Genomic DNA, 25,520 nt, shown 5'->3' on the forward strand with positions numbered 1-25,520 from the left:
ATGTCAAACTTTTTAAACGGTTGGTGGGGTAATTCATGACTCGCCAGTGTTGTGACGTGCGACCAAGAATTCGGTGAGGCCTTGATGGCTTCTGTCACCAACTCAACCATGCTTGGCGACCCCGTAAGACGATCGTGACGTCGCCGTTAACCTCATTACGAGCAAACCCAGTCAAATGGTGCCGGATTGCGAGTTGCGACACGGAGTAACGAAAGCCCACCCCCTGAACGCGACCCTGGGCGGTAAGATGAACGGTGATTTCTGCCATATGAACCTCCAAAAGACGGGATTTGTTGGGAAAGCTACTGTCATCGTAGCATGAAACGGTGCGGATTATGCTATAATTTGACGTCAGTGAGGTAATTATAATGGAAAAAATCGTTTCGCTTCAAAACAACCGGGTGAAGACCTGGAAGAAATTAGCCACCAAGAAGGGCCGCGAACAAGCGGGGACTTATTTACTTGATGGTTGGCACCTCGTCAAGGAGGCCGTTGCTGCTAACGTCGAACTTGTGGCTGTTATGGGAACACGTGAGGCCTGGCAGGCTTATGCAAGTGAACTCCCAGAGCATTTGAACGCCATTGAAATTAGTGATGACGTGGCTAAAGCCATCGGGGACACCGTAACACCACAAGGGATTTTTGCAGAGGTGAAGGTGCCAACGACCAGCACAACGTTACCAGAGGTCGTCACTGGTGCTTGGTTGTTCTTGGATGCGGTCCAAGATCCAGGGAACATTGGGACCATCGTTCGGACCGCGGATGCAGCTGGCTTTAGTGGGGTTGTTTTTGGTCACGGAACGGCAGATCAGTTTGCACCAAAAGTGGTTCGGGCCATGCAAGGCAGCCAGTTCCACATTCAGTTAGTGTCAGAGGACATGTATGCCGCTGTGCGCTACTTTAAGCGTTCAGGCCTCCCGGTTTACGGGACCAAGCTTGATCCAGACGCACAATCCTACCGTGATGTAACGGTGGGGGCCGACTTTGGGTTGATCATGGGGAACGAAGGGAACGGCATGGCTGCGGAATTAGGTAAGCTCACAACGGCCAATTTATACATTCCAATTCTTGGTCAAGCAGAGTCACTAAACGTTGCCATTGCGGCCGGTGTCTTGATGTTCCGGCTGAAGGAAGCTTAATCAATTTAGTTTGCATAAAACGAGCCAAAAGACTATGAAAAAGTAAGCAAACCTGCTACAATACGTTTCAGATTCACAATTGTTCGTTAATTAAAGAAAAGGAAGCATTGAATGAAACCAAATGAATGGAAGCAAGATGCTGAATACGTTGCGCTGGTTAGCGATTTACTAGCGCGTCCAGAAGTGCAGCGGTTGGCAGACTTCACGCAACACCATAACAGCACGCGGTTAGAACACTGTTTAAGTGTCTCATTTGATAGTTACCAAATCGCCAAACGGCGGGGCTGGGACTATCAGGCGGTTGCTCGTGCTGGGCTGTTACATGATTTGTTCTATTACGATTGGCGGACGACAAAGTTTGACTTGGGGACGCATGCTTTTATCCATCCTCGGGTCTCATTACGCAATGCGGAAAAGCTGACGGAACTGTCTGATTTAGAAAAAGACATCATCCTAAAGCACATGTTCGGATTGACGATGGCCTTGCCAAAGTATAAGGAAAGCTTGTTGGTCTCCCTGGTGGATGACTACGAAGCGGTCCATGAGTACGGGAATCACACGCGCCGCAAGTGGCGGGCCATGGTTCAACGGCTCCAATTAAAATTTAGTTAATGACTCAGTTGTGATTAACAACGGGTAGTTAAGTTCAATTAACGAACGAAGGGGGGACAAAAAAATGTCAGAGACAATGACAGAGTTGGCACAATTCAAGATGTGTCCGAAGTTTGAAAAGACGTTTTCAATTCTTGGAAAGAAATGGAACGGCCTCATCATTGAGTCACTACTTGCTCAAGGTGACCTCCGCTTTAAAGATATCGCAAGTTCCATTGATAAGTGTTCTGACCGAATGCTTGTTGAACGATTGAAAGAACTTGAAGAAGCAGGCATTGTGACGCGTGACGCATCCGAAAACTCGACGTTGATCGAGTACCGGTTAACGGACAAGGGACGCGACATGAACGACATGATGACAACGATCCACGAGTGGTCAGACAAGTGGAGTGGCCCTGAATGCTAGTTTGGACATTGACCTTTCTAGTGGCTTAGCCTAAAATAATGATTCGTAAGCAATAAATGCAATGACAAAAAAGAGTAGTGTGACCGCCTTCAGGGAGTCGTGACATGGACTGAAATCACGACATGAGGTAACACGAATTCACTTTTCGAGCAGAGATTGGGCGAGATCCTTATTTAGTAAGGATCATCAAAAAATTCTCCGGTGGTCCCCGTTACGGCCTTTGAGTGGTCAGTGGACGATTGTCGCACTGGCAACAAGGGTGGTACCGCGGATTGTCGTCCCTTTCCTGATGGACAGGAAAGGGGCTTTTTTTATGCTTTTTTACTGTCCGAACGGAGCATCACGCACCGCAAAAGCAAGGTAGTTGTACGTCATTTAAGGAGGAGACACATGACATTAAAAGATCGTTTGCAAGAACTACATGATCATGGTTTGGCAGACATTAAACACAGTGATAATTTGGAACGAATTAACGAGATTCGGGTTCAATTATTAGGGAAAAAAGGGCCAATTACGGAAGCGCTTCGGGGACTACGCGATTTAACGGCTGAAGAACGGCCAAAGGTGGGGAGTTTTGCGAACCAGATTCGCGATGAACTTACCACGGCAATTGAAACCCGGCGTCAAGAACTAGAAGCAGCTGCGTTAAACGCACAACTGGCTGCGGATACAGTGGATGTTACATTGCCGGGGGTTCCTGTGGCTCAGGGACAACCACACGTGATTCAAAGCATCATTGACCAGTTGGAAGACATGTTTATTGGCATGGGGTACCAGGTGGTTGATGGTCCAGAAGTTGAAGACGATCATCATAACTTTGAAATGATGAACTTGCCAAAGGACCATCCTGCCCGTGATATGCAGGACACGTTCTACATCACACCCGACATTTTGATGCGGACGCACACTAGTCCTAATCAGGCCCGAGCCATGGAAAACCATGACTTTAGTAACGGTCCGTTGAAGATGATCAGCCCCGGCCGTGTGTACCGGCGTGATACAGATGACGCAACGCACAGCCACCAGTTCCATCAGGTCGAAGGACTTGTGATCGATAAGCACATTACGATGGCTGACTTAAAGGGAACGCTCGAAATGGTGGCAGCAAACCTATTCGGTGATCAGTTTAACGTTCGGTTACGCCCAAGTTATTTCCCATTCACGGAACCATCTGTTGAAGCAGACATCACGTGTTTCAACTGTCTGGGTAAGGGCTGTGCGGTCTGCAAGTACACGGGCTGGATCGAAGTTTTGGGTGCCGGAATGGTGCATCCAAACGTGTTGAAGATGGCCGGCGTGGATGCCTCCGTTTATGGTGGGTTTGCCTTTGGCCTTGGTCCGGACCGGTTTGCCATGTTGAAGTATGGTGTCGACGACATCCGGAACTTCTACCTAAATGACACACGTTTCCTAACACAATTTTACAAACGGGGGTAAACAACAGCGATGAAAGTTTCAACAGATTGGTTATCAGAGTACCTCACCCTGGATGTGGCCCCAAAGGACCTCGGTGAAAAGATTGAACGAACGGCCGTTGAAGTGGACCGGGTCTACAAAATGAGCGACGGCATGAGTAAATTGATTGTTGGGGAAACGTTGAGCGTTGAACCACACCCAGATTCAGATCACTTGCACGTTTGTCAGGTGAACGTTGGCGAAGATGAACCACAACAGATCGTGTGTGGGGCACCAAACGTTGCCGTGGGCCAAAAGGTGATCGTTGCGATGCCTGGTGCCTGGATCGGCGGCCACAACAAGATTAAGAAGGGCAAGATGCGCGGCGTCGTTTCAAACGGAATGCTGTGTGCCCTCCAAGAAATTGGTTTTGATGCCAAGATCGCACCAAGTGACTACGAAGATGGGATCTACATTTTGCCAGCTGACAGTGTTCCTGGTGAATCTGTTTTTCCAATTTTGGGCATGGATGACGACATCATCGAAACGGACCTCACACCAAACCGTGGGGACATGAACTCCATGAACGGAACGGCGTGGGAAGTCGGCGCCATCTACGGTCAAACACCAAAACTTCCAGAATTCACCCTGACAGAAGCAGCGTCAGCCAACGTTGCCGACCTCATTAACGTCACGGCAGACCCTGCGTTAGCACCAACGTATAAAATGCGTGTGGTCCAAAATGTGACGGTTCAAGCAAGCCCACTATGGCTGCAAAAGCGGTTATGGGAAGCGGGCATTCGGCCGATCAATAACGTCGTTGACGTTACCAACTACATGATGTTGATGTATGGTCAACCCTTGCACGCCTTTGATTATGACAAGTTGACGAGTCATAACATTAGCGTTCGGTTGGCACATGCTGACGAAACGTTGACCACGTTGGATGACGAAGAACGGACGTTGCGCGATACAGATATGGTGATTGCTGATGGCGACCGTGCCATCGCCTTAGCCGGAACCATGGGTGGGTTGGACACAGAAATTGATGACAAGACAACGACAATTGCCATTGAAAGTGCCATCTTTGAACCCATTCACATTCGGAAAACAGCGCGTCATTTCAACCTGCATTCGGAAGCTTCCATGCGGTTTGAACGTGGGATCAACCCAGCTGACAACCAGACAACGTTGGACCATGCCGCAGCCTTGATGGCTGAACTGGGCGCTGGGGATGTTGCTACGGGAACCGCAGTTGGTAGTGAAACGGTGGTTAATCCGGTTGTTGTTCCAATTACGTTGACCCGGATCAACCATGTGCTGGGCACAACGTTAACGGCAGCAGCTGTGCAAACGTTATTTGATCACTTAAACTTCCCAACAACTAACGACGGGGAAACGTTCACCGTGACGGTTCCCGTTCGCCGGTGGGACATTGCGATCGAAGCTGATTTGATGGAAGAAGTTGCCCGACTTTACGGCTATGACAACTTGCCATCAACGTTACCAACGGGACCAACCACACCGGGCTCATTGACGTCAGCGCAACGGATCATGCGTGACGCCCGGCATTTGCTGGAAGGTGCTGGTTTAAACCAGGCCATTAGTTATGCACTAACGACTACGGCAAAGGCTGAACTGTTCATGATGCGGGATAGCGAACCAACGTTATTGGACTTCCCAATGAGTTCTGATCACACAACGGCGCGGATGAACTTGATCAGCGGGTTGTTGGACGACGTGGCGTATAACGTTGCGCGTAAGCAAACGGATGTCAGTTTGTACGAACAGGGACGGGTGTTCTATCGCGAAGGTGATGACATTCGGCCATTGGAAGAAGAACACATCGCGGGTGCCATTACGGGCACAATGACACCCGCGACATGGAACAATAAGGCTGCGGCCGCAGACTTCTTCAGCATGAAGGGGATCGTTGAGCTGTTCTTGCACGACATGGGCTTGTCGAAACCCGTTAGCTATCAAGCGAACCAAACACGGCCAGAAATGCACCCCGGCCAAACGGCAGACGTTTACGTGGGGGATGAACTGGTTGGGTTTGTGGGTCAAGTGCACCCAACGATTGCGGCTGATTACAAGATTCCGGCAACGTTTGTGTTTGAACTGAACTTGCAGGCCTTGATTGATGCGGACCATGACCGGCAGCAGTACGCACCAATTTCGAAGTTCCCAGCAGTAACGCGGGATGTGGCCATCTTGGTCGATGAAACGGTGACAAACGCGGATGTGATTGCAGCCATTGAAAAACGTGGCGGCGCTCACTTGGTGGACGTTACACTGTTTGATGTTTACGCGGGTAACCATCTGCCAGCCGGGAAGAAATCATTGGCATATACATTAACGTTCCAGGATGTGAAGGGAACGTTGGTGGAAGCGGACGTAACAAAGTCCTTCGATAAGGTCGTGAAGGAACTGGAAACAAGCTTCGAGGCAGAAATTAGGTAGAGCGAAAGCTAGCGCGTTTAGGCTAACTCATCTAACTAAAAAATCGGTATCTATGGACGTTTTTGGTCCATGGATACCGATTTTTTAGTTAGATGAGCCAAGGCCTGTGCTAGCTTTCGCATTTTCGGCAACGAAAACAAAAAAGGATGGGAACGCACTCAATGTCTATGCATGATTTCTGTCCATGAGAACCTGTTTTGTGTTAGATGAGCCAGAGCCTGTGCTAGCTTTCGCGTTTTCGGCAACGAAAACAGGGAAAAACGCATTGATAGGGGTCACTTTTAGCGGCTTTGAGAGACCACTAAACCGGTTAATTATGTCAAAATCGTGTCATTGCTCAAGTGAGTGTAGTTTTGAACAGCATTTTTCGCTACAATGTAAAGGATGATTTTAAATTAGGGGGCAAACTTTATGCAACGTCGTACACGTCCGCGTCAACACACGGGCCGTAACTGGCTGATCGGGATTTTCCTTGCAGTGATCGTTATCATTGTTGGGGGCATTCTTTTCCGCAATATCAGTTATTCTAACAACCTAAAAGCCGTTGATCCAAGCAGCCATAAAAAGGTGCAGGTTCAAGTCGAACAAGGGGCCACGGCTCAACAGGTTGCCACAGCGCTTCAAAAAGAGGGCGCCATTAAGAACGCCAGCGCGTTTAATAAGTACACGGCTGATAATAACATGGCTGATTTTAAGGCCGGTTATTTCGTTGTGACAAAGAACATGACGGTTAAGCAAATCGCGAAGAAATTGAATCAACCCGGGTCAGACATGCCGTTATTGACCACTGCAAAGAATTCACTGTTAATTACAGAAGGTGAAACGGTTGAACAGATCGCTGAATCCTTGCCAAAACATTCTAAGTACACCAAGCAAGAATTTTTGGACCTGATGAAGGACGAAAGTTTTGTTAAGGGCTTAGCTAAGACATACCCTGACTTATTGTCATCCAGTATGTCATCAACTGGGGTGTGTTATCACCTTGAAGGGTACCTATTCCCAGCCGTTTACGACACCAAGAAGCCAGCAACCTTAAAGGCACTGGTTGAACAAATGGTTGCGGCAACTAATCAACGTGTTCAACCGTACCTCAGCAGTTTCCAATCTGAAGGTTTGACGGTTCAACAAGCGATGACGTTAGCCTCATTGGCGCAAAAGGAAGCCAACACGGCAAGCGATATGCAAACTGTTGCTGGTGTCTTCTTCAACCGGATCAAGGCTGACATGCCATTACAATCTGATGTTTCCGTGCAATATGCACTGAACAAGAAGAAGCCAAACTTATCCTTAGCTGATTTGAAGGTTGATTCACCATATAACCTGTACGCCAACACGGGTTACGGTCCTGGACCGTTTAACAACCCTGGGTTAAGTGCAATTGAAGCGGTGGCACAACCAGCAAATGAAGATCAAGGGTACCTGTACTTTGTGGCCAACATGAAGACTGGGAAGATTCATTACTCAAAGACACTTGATGAACAAAATGCTTACACAAGTAAGTACCAAAGCGATAACAGCAAACAAAAATAGGGTAAACGAAAAGGAGACAGGGTAATGACAGAACAAGCAAAGCGTCCGGTTGTAATTGGTGTGACTGGTGGTTCTGGGAGCGGAAAGACAACCGTTAGCCAAGCCATTTATAACCAGTTGGCCGGCCATTCGATCCTGATTTTACAGCAGGATTCCTACTATAACGATCAGGCGGAAATGACGATCCCTGAACGCCGGGCCGTGAACTATGATCATCCCTTAGCTTTTGATTACGATCTCCTGATCGAACAGCTCACGCACTTAATCAACTATGAGGCCATTGAAAAGCCTGTTTATGATTACAAAGAATTAACGCGAAGCACTGAAACTGAACATCAAGAACCACGTGATGTCATCATCCTGGAAGGAATCTTGATTTTGGATGATCCCCGGTTACGTGATTTGATGGACATTAAGGTGTACGTGGACACAGATGACGACATTCGAATCATTCGCCGAATTGAACGGGACATTAACGAACGGGCCCGGACATTAGACAACGTCATCGACCAATACCTGGCAACAGTGAAGCCAATGTACCATCAGTTTGTGGAACCAACAAAGCGTTACGCAGACTTGATCGTGCCCGAGGGTGGCGAAAATACGGTGGCTATCGACCTGTTGTCAACAAAGATCCGCGACATCTTGGCAAAAGATGGTAAGGACAGTATGTTTAAAGCACAAAAGAGCGAAAACTAGCACGTTTAGGCTAACTCAGGTAACACAAAACGGGTTCTTATGGACGACTTCTGTCCATGAGAACCCGTTTTGTGTTACCTGAGCCAGAGCCTGTGCTAGCTTTCGCGTTTTCGGCAGCGAAAACAAAAAAGGATGGGAACGCACTCAATGTCTATGCATGACTTCTGTCCATGAGAACCCGTTTTGTGTTAGATGAGCCAAGGCCTGTGCTAGCTTTCGCGTTTTCGGCAACGAAAACAAAAAAGGATGGGAACGCACTCAATGTCTATGGACGACTTCTGTCCATGAGAACCCGTTTTTTGTTAGATGAGCCAGAGTCTGTGCTAGCTTTCGCGTTTTCAAACGTCAGCAACCAACTTAGTTTAGTCCGTGAAAGACTCCGTTTTGTATAAGCCAAACGTTAAATCTAATGAATCCGGCAATTTTCTTGGTTAGTCCGTTTACAAGGACAGTTGTGCATGGTAACCTTGTGACTGTTGAAATTAGTGACAAAGGAGTTACATTAAAAATGGCTGAAGAAAAAACATACCCAATGACCGAAGAAGGTCTTAAAAATCTTGAAGAAGAATTAGAGCACTTAAAATTAGTGACCCGTCCAGAAATCATCGAACGGATCAAGATCGCTAGAAGTTACGGTGACCTTTCAGAAAACTCTGAATACGAGTCAGCAAAAGACGAACAGTCAAACATTGAATCACGGATCTCCCTGGTTGAAGCAATGATTCATAACGCTGAAATTATTGACAACTCTGGTGTTGCAAGTGACGAAGTTTCCTTAGGGAAGAACGTCACGTTCAAAGAATTACCAGATGAAGAACCAGAGACATACACGATTGTGGGGGCCGCAGAAGCAGACCCAACAACCGGAAAGATCTCAAATGACTCACCAATTGCCCAGAGCTTGATTGGTCATAAGGTTGGGGACGAAGTTGAAGTTAAACTCCCAGTGGGTAGCATGCAAGTTGCCATCCTCACGGTAGAAAACGCTGACTAAGTTCATTTAATTAAACGTGCGGGTGCAGATGATGTAGGTCATCCAGCACGCGCACGTTTTTAGTTATCAGGATGCTGAATTGTTGTTTGCAAAAAACTACGGTAAACTATTATCCTAGTTAGACGAATGCTCGAATTGAGAAAGGAAATTAAACATGCCCGTTATTAATGAACAAGATCAAGCAGCAATGGCGCGGTACACGGAATTTGTCCGTAACGCACCGTTTACATCAATCACCCAGGATCCCGGTTGGGGTGCAATTAAAAACAATTGGGAACCGCTCCACATCACGTTAGAGGCTGATGGAAAAATCACCGCGGCAATGTCAATTTTGATGATTGCAAACGAAGATGGGGAAAAGCTTGCTTACTGTTCAAAGGGCCCCGTTTGCGATCCAACCGACGTTGCAACGATTGACGCCCTGGTTGCCGAAGCAGAACCAGCGCTACGTGAAAACAACGTGTACGTATTACGGATGGACCCTGAGGTCGTGTACAATGACGATCTCTCAGCTGAGTTTACTGCGCATGGATATGAAGTGCGGAACCGGAACGTGGGGATGCATGACACCATCCAACCCCGGTTTAACATGGTGATGGACTTAAAGGATAAGAGCGCTGATGATGTGTTGATGACGTTCCGACCAAACACGCGCCATGACGTGCGCCATTCCATCAAGCCTGAATTGATGGTTGAAGCTGGAAACAGCATGGCCGAAATGGACCGTTTTTACGCGTTGTATGAAGAAATGAGTCACCGGCAGGGGATTACGTACCGGCCACGGGACTACTTTGATCGGATGGTGACGGCGTTTGCTGATACCGATATTTTACGGATCTTCATTGCGCACTCAGAGACTCAAGACTTAGCTGGCTCATTGGCCTTTAAGTACGGGGACAAACTGTGGTACATGTACGGTGGTAGTGTTAATGCAGAACCAAAACTGCTGGCACCATACCGGATCCAATGGGAAATGATTACGGAAGCCCTGGCCGCTAAAAAGGATCGTTACGACCTTGGTGGTGTGTTTGCGCTTGATAAGAGTGATGGATTGTGGTTATTCAAACATGGGTACGTCCGTGAAGCGACAGAATACCTTGGCGAAATCGATAAGGTCTATGACGCAGATGCGTATGCCCGTTTTCTTCACAAGTAAAAACATTGTGATGCCAATCACACCAAGCCATTAGCCGATTTTAATTGCTTGCGTTCACAAGCGAATGTGCTAAAGTTAGTTCATGAAAGCGAATTCATTGAGTGGAGGCAAGCGGCATGCAGATTACAGTGACAGATGCAGCCAGTAAGTGGTTTCAAGATGAAGTGGGCTTAAAACCCGGCGATGGCATGAAGTTTTATGGGAAGGTCTACGGAAAGACACCAGTGCATGATGGTTTTTCCATGGCCATGGTCCCGGATAAAGATCCTGATCGCCCAGTTGGTGAGACCGAAAAAGATGGCATCAAATACTTTGTGAACTATGGTGACGCATGGTTTTTTGCTGGCTATGATTTTGTGATTGATTACGACGATAAATTAGATGAACCGCATTACGAATATGTAGCGCAACCAGAATCCAACATGAACTAGATGGTGGTTACAATAAGGGCCCGCATAGACAATCAATGTCTGTGCGGGCCCTTATTTTGTAATGATTAGCCGAGGTGCTTGCGTCGGTACACCCATTCAGTGCCGGCCGTTAAGCAGGCCGCAATGATGGTGGCGATGAGCCCGGTCAAAAAGTACGGTGGCCGGTAGGTGAAACTAACATCATGATGGCCTGGTGATAACCGGAGTGCCATGAATTCGTCGGCGATGGTCGTTGGTGTGACTGTGTGACCATCGACCTTAACGTGCCAACCCGCTTGGGCCGGAATGCTGGTCATGAGGACTGGTTGATCTTTGGTGGCCGTGACGGTTCCGTTGATGTGGGTCTGTCCCCATGAGGTGACGAGCAGGGGATGTTGTTGAAGCCGTTTAATGCCGTGTTTGTATTGAGCACTTGGCAAGTGGTACAACGTGACGTTTTGAAGCCACAACGTTGGTTTTTTCAGTTCAAACGTAATGGTCTGTGGCTGATCCTTTTGACCACTGGCAAGGTTCACCAAAACCGTGTTTCGATACGTGTCATATTGACTCAGCGGCTGACCGTTAAGCAGGATCGTGACGTTATCTTTTTGAAGGTTAGAACCAATTGACAGGTAGTACGCATCATCCGTTGTCGGCGTGAAGTGCAACGTCATGCTGGCCGGCTTTTTCAAGTTGGTCTTGTTGAGGGTTGCCCCGGTGATGTTGGTAATTTTATTAGTGTTGGTGACGTTAAGTGAATCAAAATTAACGGCGGTAAACAGTTTGTTCGTGCTTGGTTCACCTAAGAATGCGTTCCAGAGCTGATTTTGATTCGTCATTGGATCACGATAAATGTTTTTGACTGAAAGGGTGCTGGCTGCGGCCATGAACCCCATCCCCAGTGCATCCGGGTTCTTGTACGTGCGGATGTCAGTACTGGAGTGAACCAAATCATAACTGCTGGTGATGTCTGGTTTGTAGGTGAGTGTCGGCATGTTTTTGTACGCGACAGACTTATGATTTTGGGCGGTCGTCTCGTTTGCCGTCCAGAAATACTTCATGTTAAGCAACGCGTCCATAAACTTCGTTCCGTTCGCATACGTGACAAACCCATCACCATCAGGGTTCCCGGTGAGGTCATAAAAACCGGTCGTTTTGCGCTCCAGGGTGGAGCCGAAATGTGACCCACCAAAGTAGTCGCCCTGCATGGGATCATCTTTCGTTCGTTGGAAGGTGGTGCCGATGCGGTAAAGATCATCATCCAAAGATTTTACCGTGGTGCTGGCGGAATCAATGGCATCCGTGTAGGTGCTAAATTGATCCTGCGGGACATAACTAATTTTGTTTAGCGACAGGACCACGTTTGTACCAAGGTCGGCGGCAGTCAATAACACAAGAATTGGCAACATCCAGGTGTGATCACCAGGCCATGGGGCTAACAGCAAGAGGGCAATCAACATGAAGCTACTGCCGGTGATGATTTGACCCACGGTAAGAAAGTTAACGCTGTGGAGGGAAATGAGCAGGTAGCCCACAATGACAGCTAGTAACCCAGCCGCAGTCCCGATGGTTTCCCAGCGGAGTGGTTGCGGGGTCGGCCAGGCAATGGCTGCCAGCCAGATCAACCAGAAACAAAAGACAAAGGAAAAACGGTACGGGTACCAAATGGGAAATTGGCCTGCGTGCCACAATAAGTTTAGCGGCGTGAAACACATGGACAGGAGCAGGAAGACCGTAATCAGTCCGGCCGTCAGTTTAACGGACCAGCGCAGGGGCGTTTCGATGAAAAAGGCAACAACAAGTAACAGAACAACGGCCCCCACAAAAATGTTGGGTTGCCCCTTTGGCATCTGAGCAAAGTTAAAGCCCCCTGGGAAGAGCTTACCGAGCATTTTAGCAGGCATGTAGTCAAATGCCCACTTAACCTTAACAACGGTGTAGGAGGCCTTGCTAAGCTGCAATGCGAAGTAGGTCGGAATGAGGATGATGGCGGCTAACCCGCCTCCAATAACGGAGGCACCCGCATAGCGACAAAGATTAAGGAGACTTGTGCGCCATGTGAACCGATGCCACACCAAGCTAAACAAAACGTACAGGATGGTAAATAAGGCGACCATGTAGGCCATGTAGTAGTTCACGATGAACGTCACACCAAGCCAGCAAACGTAGGGCAACCAGTGGTGAGCCGTGAGTAAGCGTTCCAACCCGTAAACGACTAGTGGTAGCGTTACAAGGGCGTCGAGCCACATCAGGTTGAGCTGGTTTGCAACGGTCCAGCCACACAAAGCATACGCGATGGCAAACATCGGTAAACGCCAGCCACGTTGCAACCGTAACCGTTGAAGGACCCACGCCATGCTTAACCCGGCGCTCCCGTACTTCATGACGGTGATCAAAAAGACGCCGGCACTCAGGCCGCCACGACTGAAGGGCAAAATCAGGAAGTTGAACGGACTCATTAAGTAATAGGCCCACAGGCTGGACGTTTCACCGCCAAGTGCCTTACTGAAACTGTAAAAGAAGCTTCCTGGGTGGTGAAGCAATGTATTGCGGAAAAAGGCGTAAAAATCGATGTATTGTTGGCCCATGTCGACAGTTAGGAGTGAGCTAGAGCCAAACGGAGCCATTCCTCGGCAAGCAAAGTAGCTTGTCATGAGGAGGGCCGGAATGAAAAAGCTCAGGTAAAGGGGCCAGTGTTTTGTAAAATGTTGTTTAATCATGCGGGATGTGAATTCCTTTCTCTCAAAAAAGCGTAAAGATTCGTGGCGAGACTTTAGCTTTTCTACGACTTCCTTTACAATGATAGACGATACTTTTTACTCGGCAAAGCACTTTGCCGAAATTTAATGATTATGATGAATGATCGACAAGGTAGATAAGGTAGGTTAGAGGGCTAGTGTTTAAAAAGTTTATGCAACGGCGACGGGCACAAAGCAATCGCGATGATCAAACGACCCGGATCCCCATCCGGTTAAATATATTGTTGGTGATCGTGTTTGTTCTGTTAGCCGTCCTCGGTTGGCGAATGGCGTACTTGCAGATCCAAAACGGAGCCGAGCTTAAGGCAGAGGTTAACCGGACTGCAAACACAATCGAAACAAATAGCGTTCAACGGGGAATGATTTACGATTCAACGGGGAAGGTGCTGGTTGGTAATGAAGCCCACCAGGCCATTAGTTACACGAAGGGAATTAACGTCACTGGGGCCGATATGTTTAAGGTGTCTAACCGGCTTGGCAAGTATCTGTCTGTATCAAGTGATGCCTTAACGAGCCGTCAGATTGCCATTTACTACCTCGCGAATGAAAAGAACATGGCGAAAGTGGTTGCAAAAATTCCTAAGGCGGCCGCAATGAGTGATAATGCGTTGCAAACTGCAACTCAAGATTACGTGGTGGCCCACGAACCTCAATTAACGACCGCACAGAAAAATGCAGCAGCTATCTTTACCAAGATGAACGGGGCCTATTCCTTATCGACAACGTACATCAAGGAAAAAGACGTTACGGCGACAGAAGTATCTCAAATTGGGGAGCACATGTCCGAAATGCCTGGTGTAAAGACCTCGACGAGTTGGTCACGTGATTATCCATCAGGAAATTCCGTGAAGTCGTTTGTCGGAACGGTGACTACCGAAAAGCAAGGATTGCCAGAAGACGAAGTTAACCAACTACTCTCACAAGGGTATTCACGAAATGATTCCGTTGGTTCAAGTTACATTGAAAAAGCCTACGAACCGATCCTAAAGGGGACAAAATCCCGGACATCCGTGGAAGTTAGCAGCAACTCCACCATCACGAAGGAAACTCAGGAATATGCGGGTAAGAAGGGGTCAAACCTTGTCTTGACGATCAATGCGAAGTTCCAGGATGCCGTTCAAAAGGTGATCGATGATCAATTGCCTGGTGGAACGTGTCAGGGAGCCTATGCTGTTGTCATGAATCCTAATACCGGGGCTGTCTTAGCGATGGCTGGTGATTCACGGAACCCAACGACAGGGAAAGTGACGACAGATGCGTTAGGGGCCATTAACCAACCAATTGTTATGGGATCCGTCGTTAAACCAGCAATGCTGACTGGTGGGTTTGAATCTGGTGCATTAACGCCATCCAATAACACATTGAACGACCAACCAATTATTTTAACGGGAACGTCGAAGATTTCGACGGACTGGAACCAAAATGGGTCTTACCCAATGGATGCAGCCATGGCGCTGGAAACATCTTCCAACTCCTATGCCGTTCAGGTCGCCATGAAGATGGTTGGCTATAAGTATTCACAAGGGGCCTCCATTGAGGGATTACCAACGGACATGTTCCAGAAGCTCCGGAACAACTTTAACCAGTACGGACTGGGCGTGAAGACAGGGATTGACATTCCTGGTGAATCAGCTGGTTTGAAGGGGTTATCGACCCGGAAGCAAATTGGGTCTGCGTTGGTTGAAGCATTTGGTAACTATGACGCGTACACAACGCTCCAGTTGGGGCAGTACGTTTCAACGTTAGCTAATGGTGGTTACCGGATGAAGCCATACGTGGTCTCACAAGTCCGGTCAACGAAGAATGACGGGACGCTAGGGGCTGTGGACTACCAAGCAGAACCAACAGCGTTAAACTACGTCGAAGCGTCCCCAGAAGCCAAGGCCATCATCAAGCAAGGGATGTGGCAAGTGGTCAACGGGTCATCGCCTCATAAGACTGGGGCGACTGTCCTGGAAGATTTAAAGCCAGGAATCGTTGCTAAAACTGGGACGGCCGAAACATACGTTAACGGGCAACAAACGGTTACTTCAAGTATTATTTCATATGCACCAACGAAGAACCCACAGGTTGCCGTTGCTGTGGCCGTGCCAGGGTTGCCAGAGACGACCTCGTCATACCTGGTTAACCAGAACATTGCTGCCGAGATTTACAAGTTATACTGGAAGAATGTCACCAATTCGAGCGAAGCAAGTTAATCATTTCTGACAAAAGACTAGTCAGAACGCAAAAATAATGATAGAATTGTTCGAGTTGAGGCGTCTTCGCCAATTTCAAGTAGAGTGGAGGGTTAAAGATGCGCGTACACATTACCTTAGAATGCACCGAATGTGGTCGACAAACATACTTGTCATCAAAAAATCGGCGCAACAATCCAGACCGGGTTGAATTAAACAAGTACTGCCCTCACGATCGCAAAGTTACTTTGCACCGTGAAACTAAGTAATGACTGATTAGCGTCTGGGAATTTTCTCAGACGCTTTTTTGTTTTTTTCGGGCAACTAACGGGGTGCAACATGCAAACAAAGCAAGTCGTTCGTCAGCAGACACTGGCGGCATTAGAAAAATTATCAGCCACGGATAAAGTGGCACAGAGCCAACAACTTATTGCCGGGCTGATTGGTCGGCCAGAATGGCAAAAAGCCACGACCATTGGATTGACCATGAGTACGGCCATTGAACTGGATACTAGGCCGTTGATCGCGCAGGCGTTAGCAGCGGGAAAGACGGTGACGGTGCCAAGAACGTTAGCGCACCGGCAAATGGAATTTGTGGTCTTGGGACCAGGAGTGACGTTTGAAACGACCAAATTTGGTCTCGAGGAACCGGTCGGCGGAACGGTTATTGCACCAAACAAGCATGACTTAATCGTTGTTCCAGGCGTTGCGTTTGCTGACGATGGGAGCCGGGTGGGCTTTGGTGCCGGTTACTATGACCGTTATCTGGCCCAATATGCCGGGCCGACCGCTAGTTTGGTTCTCCCAGCGCAACGGCATCACGTCGCGACGTGGTCGGTAGAACGATTCGACGTTAAAATTCAGCAATTAATTTCGCTTCAGGAGGGGTAACAACACATGAGACGATGGCGACGATTCGTAAACGGCTCACCAATGACGATTACGTTGGTGACCATTAATGTGCTGGTCTTTTTATGGATGGTGTTTCGGTACCAATTACCGGCCGTTTCTCTAAACAGCACATTTTCCGGCCAGGCACTGTTAGAAGCTGGTGCCCGGTACACACCACTCATTCAAGCGGGACAGTGGTGGCGCTTGTTTACACCAATGTTTATTCACATGAGCGTGATGCACATTGGGCTAAACATGGTGGTGTTGTACTTCTTAGGCGTGCAAATTGAATCACTCTTCGGCCACTGGCGGATGCTCGTGATTTACGTGGTCAGTGGCTTCACAGGGAACGCGTGGAGTGCTGCTTTTCAACCACACACACTTTCTGCCGGTGCCAGTACGTCCATTTTTGGCCTGTTTGGTGCGTTTATCATTCTTGGGATCATTGAACGAGCGAACCCGTATTTACGGCAGGTTGCGCGTCAATTTGGCTTACTGGTGGTCTTAAACTTAGTCTTTGACCTCTTTAGTGCTGGCGTGGACATCTGGGGGCACATTGGGGGCCTTCTGGGCGGCTTTGTTGTCGCGATGATCCTTTGGGTTCCAGCTAATCATAGCTACCGTCGTTTGCCGATCTGGTGGCGTGGATTAGGGGTCATTGGTCTTGGCGCTGTGAGCGCAGTGCTGTTATTAATTATGTAATGGTAAAACGGAGGTAAACAAACATGTATCGTGGTGAACCAGCGTCATTACGGACGTTATACGATGTGCAACAACTGCTGAAAATGTTTGGCATCTACGTTTATGTCGGAAAGCGGTTGTGGGACATTGAGGTGATGGCCCTCGAGTTAGATAACCTATACAAAATGAACACCATCGATAAACCAACGTGGCTTCAGGCGAAGGTTGTCTTGAATCATGAACACCACATTGAGGAACAGAAACCGGAAAATTCTGGGCAAGCCTAGGCAGTGCGCCGGCAAATGTGTACAATGTGTGTATTAGGTTTAAAAGATGGGGGAATGTGTTGTGTTAGTTGCGATGTCGATTGCTGAATGGATTTTTGATATTGTTGGGTTAACGATCGTGGTGGGCTGGGTGATCTGGCGCATTGTGATGGTGGTGCGGCGGAATCGTGCCGCAACCATGTTGGACCAGGAAGAGTTCCAGGCGGGAATGCGCCGGGCCCAAATTATTGATGTTCGTGAGAAGAAGGATTTTGATGCGGGCCATATTTTAGGCGCTCGGAACATTCCTTACTCAACGTTCAGCCAACGGTTTAAGGAAATTCGTGAAGATTTACCTGTCTATTTATACGATGAAAGCCGGACGTTAAGTGGTCGGGCTGCACTTCGGTTAGCCAACAACGGCTACACCAAGTTGTTCATCCTGAAGGGCGGCTACGGTCGTTGGGAAGGCAAGACCAAATCCAGCAAGTACTAATCAAAACAGGCACCTATGGAATAATCATCCATAAGTGCCTGTTTCATTATCTAAGTGTTGTGCAACACTCAGTTGATTAACCTTGGTGTGAAGAACGTGACTTGCGTAGAGCGCGACGGCGGTTGTCGTCGATGCGGTCTTCTTCAGCTTCGATTGGTGTGATAACCGTTTTGTGGAATGACACCAAACTTGCGACAACGGCCCCAAGTGAAGCGATAACGCCAACTAAAAAGCCTTTATTGAATGATTTCATGCAGATGACCTCCTCAATGGTTTAGTAACACATTCATTATGTCGTTTTTTGGGAAGGACGTCCAGCGGAAAGAATGGAAAATTTATGACATTGATCATTGCCCACCGGGGACTGATTACTCAGGGAGTTGAAAATACACAATCAGCGTTTGAAGCGGCCCTTGCACTCGGGGTTGACGGGATTGAAACGGACGTCCAGCAAACGGCTGATGGTGTGCCCGTTTTGATTCATGACGAAGCCATTGATCGAATCACTACGGGTCAAGGACTGGTCAATACGTGGCAGTGGGCGGATCTACGCCGGTTACCGCTGCGCCATGAACCAGCGGGGCGTTTATGGTCCCTCAGTGATGCGTTAACGTGGCTAACGGCCCATCAGTTTACCGGCGTGTTGAACATTGAAGTAAAAACAGATCATGTCCGTTATCCGGGTCTTGAAGCACAGGTGGTGACGTTGGCCCAACAAGCGTGGCCATTTACCATTGTGTTCAGTAGTTTTTCAAGCCGGTCCCTTCGACAACTGGCAGCCTTAGCACCTGACATTGACCGGGCACAATTGTTTCGGTGGCCAACGCGAATGACTAACCGTTTAGAAGCAACTGGCGTAATCACAAGCACCCATCCGAGAATCAGTTGGGTGCGGTGGGCCATTCGCCACCAGCGTTTATCAAACCCAGTGCAACGACGCGGATGGACGGTCAATCAACCGGACGACTTACGGCTGTGTTTTCAGGCAGGCCTTGGCGCAGTGATTACAGATCAACCGGTATTAGCACAACAATTGAGACAAGAGGTGATGAACGATGACAACTAAATCACAAGTGCTTTTGATCGTAGGGCCAACGGCGGTGGGGAAAACGGCCCTGTCGATTCAATTGGCCCATCAGTTCGATGGTGAAATCATTTCCGGAGATTCCATGCAGGTGTATCGGCACCTAGACGTTGGGACGGCCAAAGTAACGCCTGATGAACAGGATGGGATCCCCCATTATCTGATCAATGAGCGTGACGTGACGGATGGTTTTACCGTGGCGGACTTTGTGGCCCGCGCCGAAATGTTGATTGCAGAGATCACGGCACGAGGGCACTTGCCAATCATTGTCGGCGGCACCGGTTTTTATCTCCAAGCGTTGTTGAAGGGCATGCAGCTGGGTTCGCCGGCCGATGAAGCCTTGCGGGCTAAGTGGACGGCGCTAGCTGATGAACATGGTGCTGAGTGGCTATGGGCGAAACTAAACGCTGTGGACCCCGCTGCCGCTGCCACCATTCCGGCGGGAAATGTCCGCCGGTTGGTGCGGGCGCTGGAAGTTTATGCGAGCACTGGCCACTCCATCCTGGCGCAAACGGATCAACCCGATCAATATGACGCATTCATTGTTGGTTTGAATACAGACCGGGCGGTGTTGTACGACCGGATCAATCAACGGGTCGACCTAATGATGGCAAACGGCCTAGTTGAGGAGGCCAAATGGTTGCTTGATCAGGGCGGCCTTACGCTTCAGGCGGGCAAGGGCATCGGCTACAAGGAGTTGTTTCCGATGTTAAACGGCCAAATGGATCAAGCGGCGGCAGTTGAATTATTGAAACGAAATTCGCGGCACTATGCTAAACGTCAACTAACGTGGTTTCGGCACCAGTTACCGGTCACCTGGTTTGACCTGGTTAGCGGGCAGAATCAAATTAGCGATGTTGCCGCGGCAGTGAGTCAGTGGCGCCACTCAATTAAATGACTGGTCGATGGTGGTTGTCTGAACGTGTTCAGATGGTCACTTTTTTTATTGGCACTGTTCACTAGTTATGAAAATGCCCTGCCTATGTCAGAAGTTCTAACATGAACAATTGACAGGAATCGGTGTTGGTGGGATGATACACCTGTTAAATCATGTGCAGCGTAAAAGGGGGGGCAGTGATGTCAGAAAAGCAATTACGGCGGTCATTAGCAGTTTTACCAATGAGTACCGTGGTGGCACTGACAGCACTGACACCTCGCCAAATTCGTTATTATGAAACCCAGGATCTGGTTCATCCAGCTCGCAACGAAGGCAATCGCCGGCGGTATTCATTGAATGATGTTGACCGGTTGCTGGAAGTGAAGGATGGCTTGGCAAGCGGGATGGATTTTGAAACGATGCGGAAACTTGCACGTAAGGCCCACCAACAGGCACTAGCGGATGCCCAGCAAGTTTCAGATCAACGGGTACGGCGGATGTTGGAGGATGAAATGCAGCAATTGGCAGGAATGCGACCACCACGGCAGCATCTGGGGCGGCCCTTTTAGAACTGGTCACGGAACAAGAAAGGATGAGCAGTACATGGCAAAAAAGGTATACACCAAGGATGAGATTCGGCAACTGGTTAAAACGGAACACGTGGAATTTTTACGGTTAATGTTTACTGACTTAATGGGCTCCATCAAAAATGTGGAAGTCCCTACGAGTCAGCTCGAAAAGTTGCTGGATAACAAGTTAATGTTTGACGGCTCGTCCATTGACGGGTTTGTGCGCATTGAAGAAAGTGACATGTACCTTTATCCTGACTTGTCCACGTGGATGGTCTTCCCATGGGGGAGTGAACACGGAAAGGTCGCCAGAGTGATCTGTGAAGTTTACACGACTGATGGCGAACCATTTGCGGGCGACCCACGGAACAACCTCATTCGGGTAATGAACGAAATGAAGGATGCCGGGTTCACGTCGTTTAACATTGGTCCTGAACCAGAATTCTTCTTGTTTAAGATGGATGAAGACGGTGAACCAACGTTGAAGCTAAACGACAAGGGGAGTTATTTTGACTTGGCCCCAATGGACTTAGGTGAAAACTGCCGTCGTGACATCGTGCTCGAAATGGAAAAAATGGGCTTTGAAGTTGAAGCCGCCCATCACGAAGTCGCACCTGGTCAACATGAAATTGACTTTAAGTATGCGGATGCACTGGAAGCAGCGGACAACATCCAGACGTTTAAGTTGGTTGTTAAGACCATTGCCCGAAAGTACGGCTTGTTTGCGACGTTTATGCCAAAGCCATTGGAAGGCATTAACGGTTCAGGGATGCACATGAACATGTCATTATCGACGGCTGAAGGAAACGCCTTTTATGATCCAGAAGGCGAGCTTGAGCTAAGTGACACGGCTTACCACTTCCTTGGTGGTTTGTTGGCACATGCCCGGGCCTTCACAGCGGTCGTTAACCCCATCGTGAACTCATACAAACGGTTGGTTCCGGGATTTGAAGCCCCCGTTTACGTGGCGTGGTCTGGTTCAAACCGGTCACCACTTGTTCGGGTTCCAAACGCCCGGGGAAACTCGACACGGCTGGAATTACGGCAGGTGGATCCGTCAGCTAACCCATATCTGGCGATTGCAGCGATGCTAGAGGCAGGACTGGACGGGATCCGTAACGGCTTAACGCCAACGGATTCGGTGGATCGAAACATTTACTCGATGGATGAGAGTGAACGGGAAGCCAACCACATTAGTAACTTACCAGACAACTTGCATAATGCAACAAAGACATTACAGGCTGATCCAACGATGAAGTCTGCCCTAGGGGATCACTTGTACCAGAGCTTTGTGGAAGCAAAGAAACTGGAATGGGCATCCTACCGTCAGGCAGTAACGAAGTGGGAACGCGATCAATATTTGGAACAGTATTAAAAATAGAGAGCGAAAGTAGGCCTAATCGCGCCCACTTTCGCGTTTCAGCGACTTTGTAGCTCTGAGATGTGATATTCCTTCTAAAAATAATGCTTCAAGAATATTTAAGTGATGACTTCCGTTAGGGACGAAAGCATGCTATACTAAACCCATAAAAGATCATGGAACCAAACAACACCAAGCCCCCTGACTACTTACACTAGTCAGGGGGCTTTTTTACGTTTATATAAGGCTAAACGGGTGGGTTAGCGTGTTGCCAAATCATTATTTGTGTCGCCGACGGGCTAACCAGTCCGTAAATAAAGCAACAAGGACGCCGACAATCAACGGTGAAAAAAGATCACGAAACATCAAACAACACCTCCCCACTGTTGCAAGTGTGGGTTGGCAACAGGTTTCTTATCTAAGATAATGACGGTGAGAACAATCATTGAAGGATAAATGTTATCAATATCTAATTTAAAAATTATAGTAATATCGAAAAATGAGTGCCATTATGGTGCACCCGAACGTAAAAAATCCCCCGGTAAAATTCACGTTAGAATTTTACCGGGGGATTTTTTAGTAGTGTAACTTACGATAAGTCCGTTTTCTTAACTGCGTGGTTGTAGAATGCCCAGGCAACAGCACCAAAGAAGATGGGGCCGATGATTGTCCAGAAAGCGGTGTAGTAGTCATGTTCCAAAACGGGTTGGATCATGGTGAAACAGATGCCGGTGAAAACGGTCAGCCAGGTAATGGTTGTGACCGTCCACGTGGTCCGGTGTGATTTGTAAAAAACAAATGGTCGTTCTAAATCGAGGCGCCGTTTGAAGAACGGGAAGGCACCCACCAAGAAGAGGTACGGAAAGGCCGATGAGACATTTTCCATATCCGTCAAGACGGTATAAAAGGCCTGGGCGCTGCTACCACCAAACGAAACGGCGAAGATAACGACCGCCACGATAACTGCTTGGGTCCACATGGCAAAAGCTGGCACCTGGTACCGGTTCAATTTTGTGATGCGTTTTGGCCAAAACTTTGCGGGTGTTCCCATGATGAAGGCCTTTAGTGGGGCGTATACCAGAACGAAGAAGGCTCCGGTATCAGATAGAAATTCTTCCACACCGATCAAACGACCAAACCAGTTTCCTAAAACAGTGGCGCCATGGGGCGACAGATTCATCGCGTGGCCAAGGGTGACCCCGAGGTTGTTCATTAAGACGTAAAGCACGTTTCCTAAATCAGTGGAACCCTTACCAAGGATGTGGTGCCAGTTAGCACTAACACCCCATAAAAGGATCCCGACTGCGTAGATGAAGAGCATCAAAAACGTTGAAATAAGCATGGCGCGCGGAAACGTTTTGGCCGGATGCTTGACGTTATCGATCACACCACCCATTGTTTCCATCCCGCCATACGCGAAGATGGCGTAGACAACGAACGACATGAGCGCGATTGGCGAACTAAACTGTGGATTTGGTGAGTGAAAAATCGCGTGGGTGGTCATGGGTTCGACAAGGTGACCGTGTTGCATGATCAGCAATACGACACTGATGATCATGAAAAAGGCTGTAATGATCAGAGTGAATGCACCACCAAACGCCGCAAACCGGGCAATCTGATTGATCCCGTGAGTTGAAAAGTAGGTAACGACGATCATCCAGATGATGGCTAGAATCCCAACCGTTTCCGTGGAGTTTAACCCAAGAAAATGCCATGACTGGGTGGTGTCATGGCCGGCAAAAGCCGTTGAAAAGGGAATCCAGACCTTGGCGCATTCTGATACTAGCCAAACGATCCAGCCGGATAACCAGATGAACGTCCCGATAAAGGCCAGGCGTTCACCGATGGATTCAGCCAGCCAGGAGTAAATTCCACCATGAGCTGCTTTAAACGATGCCCCGTATTCGGCAAACATCAAAACAATTGGTAAGAAAAATAAAATGGCGGCGAGGATGTACCAAAAAATCGCTGCGTATCCCATTTGATCAAACGCCACGGTCGTGTTGTTCAATCCGTAAATGGAGGTAAAAACCATGAGAATCAGGCCGACGAGGCCGATCTTGTTGTGCTGCTGTGTTTCTTCCACTGTATAAGGACTCCAATCTAAACGCCAGGATGAAAGGGTGGTGTCATTAAGTGTTGCCACCCGAATGAAAAAATATACATTAAATAATTAGAACAATGGTACCTATTTTAGCACAAATATAGATGGTAAGAACTGTTATGACAAACTTTCACGAAGAAGAATGATTGATTATCGGCGATAATTGTTTCATGCAACATTGAATAAATGTACGGTGTGTAATCGCAATAATGGTGTGAACACTAATGGCATCACTCATTTGACGCCGTGTTACATGTTTCATGAAATGAAACGTGTAACAGGCCGTTCTCAAAGCGTTTGGCTTTTAGTGAAAGCGCTTCCTAAATCGACAAAACCTCGTTAAGCTAATCACGTAATCAAGAAAAATAAATTATTCAGAGGAGTTAGTCATTATGCAAAAACGTGATTTTATCGATACCAACACTTACACCCAGGAACAAATTCAATACATGATCGATCTTGGAATTAAATTGAAAGCTTCCATCAACGCCGGCTACTACCCACAAGTTTTGAAGAACAAGACCCTTGGAATGATCTTCGAACAATCATCAACCCGGACCCGGACATCCGCTGAAGCAGCTATGACCGAACTTGGTGGCCATGCCCAATACTTGGCACCTGGTCAAATCCAATTGGGTGGTCACGAAACTATCGAAGACACATCTCACGTGTTAGGGAACATCGTGGACATCATCGGTGCCCGTGTTGAACGTCATAAGACGGTTGCCGAAGTTGGTAAGTTTGCACAAGTGCCCGTTGTTAACTTCATGAGTGACTACAACCACCCAACCCAAGAATTAGGGGACATCATCACCATGAGCGAACACTTACCAGCTGGTAAGAAGTTGAGCGATTGTAAGATCGTCTTTGTTGGGGACGCTACTCAAGTGTGTGTTTCAACCATGTTTATGGCAACAAAGATGGGCATGGACTTTGTTCAATTTGGACCAAAGGGCTTCCAAATCAAGCCTGAAGAACTGGAAATTGGTAAGAAGAATGCCGAAGTTTCTGGTGGTTCTGTTCTGATTACTGAAGACGCTGATGAAGCCATGAAGGATGCCGACTTCATCTACACTGACGTTTGGTACGGCTTGTACGAATCCGAATTACCAAAGGACGAACGGATGCACATCTTCTTCCCTAAGTACCAAGTAAACGCTGACTTAGTTGCCAAAGCCTCAAAGGACGTTAAGTTCCTACACTGTCTGCCAGCAACCCGTGGTGAAGAAGTCACTGACGAAGTGATCGACGCTGACTACTCACTTGCTTGGGAAGAAGCCGGCAACCGGAAGACTGCCATGCGTGCCATCTTCACTTACTTGTTGAACCCACTGATGAAGCATGCTTCTAAGGAAGATGCTGAAAAGTTCCAGAGTGAAATTGACGACATGCTCGCTCACCAAGTTAACGAACAAGCATAGTTTACTTGCCTAGTGCCGTAGGGGTGGCAAC

General features: G+C 48.1%; 25 protein-coding genes and 1 other annotated feature. Of the genes, 21 read left to right on the top strand and 4 right to left on the bottom strand.

The genetic code is table 11. The features are described 5' to 3' along the window. Positions 1-94: 94 nt before the first annotated feature. A complete protein-coding gene (locus ACRYI5_RS01570) occupies positions 95-268 on the bottom strand; it encodes an acylphosphatase (protein ID WP_448224036.1) in 174 nt (57 codons plus the stop codon). A 100-nt stretch (positions 269-368) separates the two neighbouring features. On the opposite strand from ACRYI5_RS01570, the gene ACRYI5_RS01575 reads away from it, so the two are divergent. The 10 genes from ACRYI5_RS01575 to ACRYI5_RS01620 all read left to right on the top strand — a co-directional run bounded on the left by ACRYI5_RS01575 (position 369) and on the right by ACRYI5_RS01620 (position 10,825). After that, positions 369-1,139 carry a TrmH family RNA methyltransferase gene (locus tag ACRYI5_RS01575; RefSeq protein WP_448224037.1) on the top strand — a complete coding sequence of 257 codons (771 nt, stop codon included), beginning with the start codon at positions 369-371 and terminating at the stop codon, positions 1,137-1,139. A 111-nt stretch (positions 1,140-1,250) separates the two neighbouring features. Beyond that, positions 1,251-1,751, top strand: coding sequence for an HD domain-containing protein (locus ACRYI5_RS01580; protein ID WP_448224038.1), 501 nt, complete (start codon positions 1,251-1,253; stop codon positions 1,749-1,751). Between the two features lie 64 nt (positions 1,752-1,815). After that, positions 1,816-2,157, top strand: coding sequence for a winged helix-turn-helix transcriptional regulator (locus ACRYI5_RS01585; protein WP_407878241.1), 342 nt, complete (start codon positions 1,816-1,818; stop codon positions 2,155-2,157). Positions 2,158-2,209: 52 nt separating this feature from the next. Further along, positions 2,210-2,443, top strand: a binding site (T-box leader). 104 nt (positions 2,444-2,547) lie between these two features. Next, positions 2,548-3,594, top strand: a complete 1,047-nt coding sequence (gene pheS / locus ACRYI5_RS01590) for a phenylalanine--tRNA ligase subunit alpha (RefSeq protein WP_448224039.1) — start codon at positions 2,548-2,550, stop codon at positions 3,592-3,594. 9 nt (positions 3,595-3,603) lie between these two features. Continuing rightward, entirely contained in the window at positions 3,604-6,015 is a 2,412-nt protein-coding gene (gene pheT / locus ACRYI5_RS01595) for a phenylalanine--tRNA ligase subunit beta (protein ID WP_448224040.1), read from the top strand. A gap of 411 nt (positions 6,016-6,426) precedes the next feature. Then, complete coding sequence (gene mltG / locus ACRYI5_RS01600) at positions 6,427-7,545, top strand: endolytic transglycosylase MltG (RefSeq protein ID WP_448224041.1); 1,119 nt, start codon at positions 6,427-6,429, stop codon at positions 7,543-7,545. Positions 7,546-7,569: 24 nt separating this feature from the next. Next, entirely contained in the window at positions 7,570-8,244 is a 675-nt protein-coding gene (udk, locus tag ACRYI5_RS01605) for a uridine kinase (protein ID WP_448224042.1), read from the top strand. Positions 8,245-8,752: 508 nt separating this feature from the next. Next, a complete protein-coding gene (greA, locus tag ACRYI5_RS01610; RefSeq protein WP_407878248.1) occupies positions 8,753-9,238 on the top strand; it encodes a transcription elongation factor GreA in 486 nt (161 codons plus the stop codon). Between the two features lie 154 nt (positions 9,239-9,392). Further along, complete coding sequence (locus ACRYI5_RS01615) at positions 9,393-10,394, top strand: lipid II:glycine glycyltransferase FemX (protein ID WP_448224043.1); 1,002 nt, start codon at positions 9,393-9,395, stop codon at positions 10,392-10,394. Positions 10,395-10,510: 116 nt separating this feature from the next. Next, the gene (locus ACRYI5_RS01620; RefSeq protein WP_407878251.1) at positions 10,511-10,825 is read left to right on the top strand and encodes a HesB/YadR/YfhF family protein; all 315 of its coding nucleotides are present in this window, start codon (positions 10,511-10,513) and stop codon (positions 10,823-10,825) included. A 65-nt stretch (positions 10,826-10,890) separates the two neighbouring features. On the opposite strand, the gene ACRYI5_RS01625 is transcribed toward ACRYI5_RS01620, so the two are convergent. Beyond that, positions 10,891-13,524 (bottom strand): YfhO family protein, encoded by a 2,634-nt coding sequence (locus tag ACRYI5_RS01625; protein WP_448224044.1) that lies wholly within the window; start codon positions 13,522-13,524, stop codon positions 10,891-10,893. A gap of 191 nt (positions 13,525-13,715) precedes the next feature. Here ACRYI5_RS01625 and ACRYI5_RS01630 point away from each other — a divergent pair, with 191 nt between their 5' ends. The 6 genes from ACRYI5_RS01630 to ACRYI5_RS01655 all read left to right on the top strand — a co-directional run bounded on the left by ACRYI5_RS01630 (position 13,716) and on the right by ACRYI5_RS01655 (position 18,074). After that, on the top strand, positions 13,716-15,761 hold the full coding sequence (locus tag ACRYI5_RS01630) for a peptidoglycan D,D-transpeptidase FtsI family protein (RefSeq protein WP_448224296.1): 2,046 nt from the start codon (positions 13,716-13,718) through the stop codon (positions 15,759-15,761). Between the two features lie 98 nt (positions 15,762-15,859). After that, entirely contained in the window at positions 15,860-16,009 is a 150-nt protein-coding gene (gene rpmG / locus ACRYI5_RS01635; protein ID WP_083483979.1) for a 50S ribosomal protein L33, read from the top strand. Between the two features lie 70 nt (positions 16,010-16,079). Continuing rightward, positions 16,080-16,631, top strand: coding sequence for a 5-formyltetrahydrofolate cyclo-ligase (locus ACRYI5_RS01640; RefSeq protein ID WP_448224045.1), 552 nt, complete (start codon positions 16,080-16,082; stop codon positions 16,629-16,631). A 6-nt stretch (positions 16,632-16,637) separates the two neighbouring features. Further along, entirely contained in the window at positions 16,638-17,333 is a 696-nt protein-coding gene (locus ACRYI5_RS01645; protein ID WP_407878256.1) for a rhomboid family intramembrane serine protease, read from the top strand. Positions 17,334-17,356: 23 nt separating this feature from the next. Further along, a complete protein-coding gene (locus ACRYI5_RS01650; RefSeq protein ID WP_407878258.1) occupies positions 17,357-17,599 on the top strand; it encodes a YqgQ family protein in 243 nt (80 codons plus the stop codon). 46 nt (positions 17,600-17,645) lie between these two features. Continuing rightward, positions 17,646-18,074 (top strand): rhodanese-like domain-containing protein, encoded by a 429-nt coding sequence (locus ACRYI5_RS01655; protein ID WP_407878260.1) that lies wholly within the window; start codon positions 17,646-17,648, stop codon positions 18,072-18,074. A 76-nt stretch (positions 18,075-18,150) separates the two neighbouring features. Here ACRYI5_RS01655 and ACRYI5_RS01660 read toward each other — a convergent pair whose 3' ends face one another. Continuing rightward, entirely contained in the window at positions 18,151-18,327 is a 177-nt protein-coding gene (locus tag ACRYI5_RS01660; RefSeq protein WP_448224046.1) for a DUF3042 family protein, read from the bottom strand. A gap of 84 nt (positions 18,328-18,411) precedes the next feature. Here ACRYI5_RS01660 and ACRYI5_RS01665 point away from each other — a divergent pair, with 84 nt between their 5' ends. From ACRYI5_RS01665 to glnA, 4 genes are all read left to right on the top strand, one after another. Beyond that, positions 18,412-19,140 (top strand): glycerophosphodiester phosphodiesterase family protein, encoded by a 729-nt coding sequence (locus ACRYI5_RS01665; protein ID WP_448224047.1) that lies wholly within the window; start codon positions 18,412-18,414, stop codon positions 19,138-19,140. Continuing rightward, positions 19,130-20,056 (top strand): tRNA (adenosine(37)-N6)-dimethylallyltransferase MiaA, encoded by a 927-nt coding sequence (gene miaA, locus ACRYI5_RS01670; protein WP_448224048.1) that lies wholly within the window; start codon positions 19,130-19,132, stop codon positions 20,054-20,056. The genes ACRYI5_RS01665 and miaA overlap by 11 nt, the downstream gene beginning before the upstream one ends. Before the next feature lie 179 nt (positions 20,057-20,235). Next, on the top strand, positions 20,236-20,604 hold the full coding sequence (locus tag ACRYI5_RS01675) for a MerR family transcriptional regulator (protein ID WP_448224049.1): 369 nt from the start codon (positions 20,236-20,238) through the stop codon (positions 20,602-20,604). A 34-nt stretch (positions 20,605-20,638) separates the two neighbouring features. Further along, a complete protein-coding gene (gene glnA / locus ACRYI5_RS01680; RefSeq protein WP_448224050.1) occupies positions 20,639-21,979 on the top strand; it encodes a type I glutamate--ammonia ligase in 1,341 nt (446 codons plus the stop codon). A 574-nt stretch (positions 21,980-22,553) separates the two neighbouring features. Here the strand turns inward: glnA and yjeM are convergent. Continuing rightward, entirely contained in the window at positions 22,554-24,050 is a 1,497-nt protein-coding gene (yjeM, locus tag ACRYI5_RS01685) for a glutamate/gamma-aminobutyrate family transporter YjeM (protein WP_448224051.1), read from the bottom strand. A gap of 410 nt (positions 24,051-24,460) precedes the next feature. On the opposite strand from yjeM, the gene ptcA reads away from it, so the two are divergent. Next, positions 24,461-25,489: a putrescine carbamoyltransferase gene (gene ptcA, locus ACRYI5_RS01690; RefSeq protein ID WP_448224052.1), complete on the top strand. Its 1,029-nt coding sequence runs from the start codon at positions 24,461-24,463 to the stop codon at positions 25,487-25,489. Positions 25,490-25,520: the final 31 nt, after the last annotated feature.

The sequence above is a fragment of the Furfurilactobacillus sp. WILCCON 0119 genome (assembly GCF_053471565.1).